Consider the following 4,698-nt stretch of genomic DNA (forward strand, 5'->3'; position numbering starts at 1 on the left):
CATGAATTACCCCTACGCAAGAATAAGGTGTTCAGCCACATCTTACGTAAGTCCTAAGAGATAAGGGAAAAGAATAGATAAGATAAGATAACTATTTAATTTTGGTGACAAGTAGAATGGATTGAATCACTCAAAATTTGTAGTCAGGAATTTATGCCTCATTTGAGAACTCAAGTCCTCACTACGAAATTATTTCTAGATAAATATGCACTGCGTACCCTACACTATTTAATATTATTCAGAAATTATTAAGGATTCCTATCTTACTAATTACTGAATTTTCCCATCTGCCTATTAGCTATTCTCCAGTTAGTACCGCAAGACGGAAGTCAAAAATAATATGGCGTAAGCTTTTTAGTGATTGAGAATGGTTGTTTTATTTACGCCATGCTGTACTAGTGTACTGAGATTATCACCACAAAGTATACCAAATTTCTGTATTGCTGATAACAGACCTTGTGACGGTTTGTGAACAGGTACTTTAAGTGTAAGAATTCAGGTGAGGTAAAAAGATCCCCGACTTCTGTGATCAATTTATTATTTATGGACACAATTAATAAAAGAAGTCGGGGATCTGGGTATCAACGAGCGTTATAGCTGAATACTTACCTTTAAGTAACAGCTAATCCTATGCCAATATTTGACTGTGTGATGAAAAATGTGCTATTTTTGCCTATCTAATTTATGAATATCTCAAAATCTCAACCCAGGATTTTATGGGTACAAGTTTTAGCTTTAGCAGGAGTGCAAGGGGCAATTACCTTAACTTGGTTAGTTTATAATATCTATTTACCCCAACTTTTAACTCAATTTGGATTTCCTGCATCCTTAGCAGTTGGTTTATTAGTGGTAGAAAATGCCTTGGGTGTGGTATTAGAACCACTAATGGGGGGACTTTCCGATCATGCTATTCACTGGTTAGGAAGTCGGTTTCCCTTTATTTCCGTGGGTGTAATTTTAGCCTCAAGTTTATTTATTGCCATTCCTTGTATTGTGACTTTCATTCCCCCAATAGCAGTAATAAAGGGAATTTTACCTTTAGTTTTAATAGCTTGGGCATTAGCAATGACAGTATTTCGTTCTCCTGCTATTTCTTTATTAGCCAGATATTCTATGCCTAAGGAATTACCATTGGCAGTGAGTTTTGTAACTTTAGCGGGGGGAATAGTTGGGGCTTTTCGCGGAGTTGCAAACACATTTATTTTAAGTTTGGGACCAATTGCGGCTTTTTCTATAGCTTCCTTTGTGCTTTTGGGTGCAGTTTTTACATTACGGTTTTTTAATCCTCCTGAAACACCAGAAAATCCAGAAAATATAGAAATCCCAAAAATCCCAATTGGCAAATTAGCCTTAATTTTAGTTACAGGTTTTAGTATAGCTTGGGGTTCTCGACTGCTGATGGATACTATTGGCAAAATCCTTAAAACCCAACTTCAGACCAATAATATTAGTGGAATTATGCTAGGAATTGGCTTAATTTTGGCTATTGCTGCCTTACCTGCGGGATTTTTAGCTGTGAAATTTGGTAATCGTCAAGCGATGTTAGCAGGTATCTTTGCAACTATTTTATCACTTATATTGATGTTAAATCTAGGCGTACATTTCCTAATTGTATTATTGACATTAGCCGGACTTAGCCTCATTCTTAATGGTGTAATTCCTTATGCTTTAGAATTAATGCCCCCAAAATGGGCAGGTTTAGGAACTGGAATGTATTTTGGTGGCTTTTCCTTGGCGATGAGTCTATTTGGATTTGTGTTTCCAGCAACAATTACATCTCTAGTTGCTGGAATAAGCAGTATCTTTGCCCTTTTACTGGCCAGTATGTGTATTATAGTAGGCGAAAAATATATAGCAATCCTCAACAAAAAGTGAACACCCAAACGTCCCGTAGGCATACATCTCCTTATTCTCCACCTCCGCGCCCTCTGCGTCTGGAGCGGTTCGTTAAAAAAAAATCCCGTTTGCTGACAGATTTCGTAAAAGATACACAAATAAAATAGGAGTGCTATATGAATAATAAAACAGATTTTCGCATTGAAAGAGACTCAATGGGCGATCGCCAAATTGCCAACAACGTTTATTATGGTATTCAAACCCAACGGGCAATAGAAAACTTTCCTATTAGCGGCATTAAACCTTTACCCACTTATATAGATGCTTGTTTATATATTAAAAAAGCTACCGCTATTGTTAACGGAGAATTAGATTGTATTCCCACAGATATCAGCACAGCCATCATTCAAGCCACTGATGAGATATTAGCAGGTAAATTACGCGATCAATTTGTGGTTGATGTTTATCAAGCCGGTGCAGGAACTTCACATCACATGAATATTAACGAAGTTCTAGCAAATCGCGCTTTGGAAGTTCTTGGCGATCAAAAAGGTAATTACAAACTTGTTAACCCTAACGATCATGTTAACTACGGACAGTCTACCAACGATGTCATTCCTACTGCTATCCGTATCGGTGGTTTACTGGCATTATCTCGCACCTTACAGCCAGCTTTAGAACAGGCAATTTCCGCCTTAGAGTCCAAAGCCACAGAGTTTCAAGATATCGTTAAATCTGGGAGAACCCACCTCCAGGACGCTGTACCAGTGCGTTTAGGTGATACCTTTGCCGCTTGGGCGCACATCCTCTCAGAACATCAAAACCGTCTTTATATTGCTTCAGGGGATTTAATGGTATTGGGTTTAGGTGGAAGTGCGGCGGGAACAGGAATGAATACCCACCCTGAATATCGCAAACGGGTGGTAGAAACCCTCTCCCAATTATTAGAATTTCCCCTTGAACCTGCACCCCATTTAATGGCTGCGATGCAAAGTATGGGTGCATTTGTGAATGTATCCGGGGCGGTGCGAAATTTAGCCCAGGATCTAGTTAAAATCTCCCATGATCTGCGGTTAATGGACTCAGGTCCCAAAACCGGGTTTAAGGAAATTCAACTGCCGCCAGTACAACCTGGTTCTTCCATTATGCCTGGGAAATATAACCCAGTGATGGCAGAGATGACATCAATGGTATGTTTTCAGGTGATGGGATATGATCAAGCGATCGCTTTTTCTGCCCAGGCTGGACAATTAGAATTAAATGTGATGATGCCCCTCATTGCCTATAATTTAATTCACAGCATCGAGATTTTAGGTAACACAATTTCGGCTTTAACAACAAGCTGTATTCAAGGAATTACTCCCAATAGAGAAAGATGTTTAGCTTATGCAGAAGGCAGTTTATCATTAGTCACAGCCTTAAACATTCACATTGGTTATTTGAATGCTGCTGCTGTAGCCAAAGAATCCTTAGAAACAGGTAAATCTCTGCGGCAAATAGTTCTAGAAAACGGCTTAATGACAGAAGCAGAATTAGCGACTGTACTTGATTTAGAACAAATGAGTGCGATCTTGCCTTTAAAATAAATATAATAGACATAGGAGTGAAAATTATCCTAGGGACAATTTTGCGGGCAAGATGCCCGCACCACAAACGTTTGATTATGGTTGTACCTCATTTAGATGAAATATGCTGTATATGCAACTTTACAAAGAAATGGTATTTTTTTCTATCAGGATTTGGTATTCTTCTTGGGATAAAGAAAGAATAATTTGAGCTAGGGAGTCCAGGAGTTTGGTGTTAATGGTACTGGTGGGTTGGTTCATAATTAAGTATTTGCGTGGTTGGAGAATAAATAATACAAGTTGCTAGGGTCTAAGTAGTTTCTCTCTGTGAATAAAAACGCTGATTATCAAGCATGGGACTGTTATTTTGCTGTTGCTAATAGGTCTGATAATGCTTGTAATGATTTATTATCTGCTTGGGGTGACCAAACTGTGGCACTGGTTGAAGCAAGTTGGTTGAGGAGTGTATTTTCGGTGTCACTGGTTTCTAAGTTACATCCTTCTTCTTTGGCTACTGCTAATAGGAGAAAATGGATGAGTCTGAGTTTATCTTGATGTGATAGTTGGTTAACTGTGGGTAAGAGCTGCATTAATCCCCGTTTTTGTTGTTTGTATGCTGCGAGTTGTTTTTCTAAGGTTGATATTTCTGTATCGGCTGTTGAGATAATAGAGGCAATTTTTTCTTGTTCTGGAAGTGAAGGAAGACGAAGTAAGATTTCAACTCACATTCCGCATAAGCGGAGAATAAAAAAATAATTATCTCCAAAAACATTGTTTGGTAAGGGTTTTCAGGATTTTAGTTCAAAGGAACTATAAAATGTTTATTAGGAATTTATCTCATTTATTGAGAATATTTTTGGAGTAAAGTTTGTACAACCCTGAATCTTTCGTGATAATTATTCAGAATTGGATTTTATCTGCGGAATGTGGGTTCTCAACTATCTGAGATTAAATCACTCCCCCATAAATCCTGGAGTTTAGACTAAGACATGACAAGATGACCCAGAGGGACTGAGTTGACAAATTACATAGCTCAAACTAGAAAAACTAAGAGGTTAAGCCGATTTAGGTTGTTCCTTCTTGGGTCTAGGAGTAGTCTTTTTGACAGTAGGGTAGCGAATTCTGCGTAAGCGAATTCTCCCAGTAGGCCAGCCAGGAGACTTTCCACGGGGTTTGGGGGTTTCAGCCGGTGTACCAATCGCGGCGAAAACTCCTCCCATAGACTGAGCAACTCTTCCAGGAGATAAATTGGTCTGTTTTTTCTGCCAAGGTAATGGATTATCAGCCGCAACATCAC

At 38.7% G+C, this 4,698-nt stretch carries 3 protein-coding genes and 1 pseudogene; 2 read left to right on the forward strand and 2 right to left on the reverse strand.

Translation table 11 applies throughout. The annotated features are described in order from the left end of the window. The first annotated feature begins 684 nt into the window (after positions 1-684). Both CUN59_RS01245 and CUN59_RS01250 read left to right on the forward strand, forming a co-directional pair. Entirely contained in the window at positions 685-1,875 is a 1,191-nt protein-coding gene (locus CUN59_RS01245; protein WP_104386135.1) for an MFS transporter, read from the forward strand. A 137-nt stretch (positions 1,876-2,012) separates the two neighbouring features. Continuing rightward, positions 2,013-3,422, forward strand: a complete 1,410-nt coding sequence (locus tag CUN59_RS01250) for an aspartate ammonia-lyase (RefSeq protein WP_104386136.1) — start codon at positions 2,013-2,015, stop codon at positions 3,420-3,422. Positions 3,423-3,763: 341 nt separating this feature from the next. Here the strand turns inward: CUN59_RS01250 and CUN59_RS01255 are convergent, their stop codons facing one another. Continuing rightward, positions 3,764-3,991 (reverse strand): hypothetical protein, encoded by a 228-nt coding sequence (locus CUN59_RS01255; RefSeq protein WP_104386137.1) that lies wholly within the window; start codon positions 3,989-3,991, stop codon positions 3,764-3,766. Positions 3,992-4,456: 465 nt separating this feature from the next. Further along, a pseudogene (locus CUN59_RS01260) lies at positions 4,457-4,698 on the reverse strand (NF041680 family putative transposase); the annotation flags it as partial.

It is taken from the genome of Cuspidothrix issatschenkoi CHARLIE-1, assembly GCF_002934005.1.
Classification (GTDB): domain Bacteria; phylum Cyanobacteriota; class Cyanobacteriia; order Cyanobacteriales; family Nostocaceae; genus Cuspidothrix; species Cuspidothrix issatschenkoi.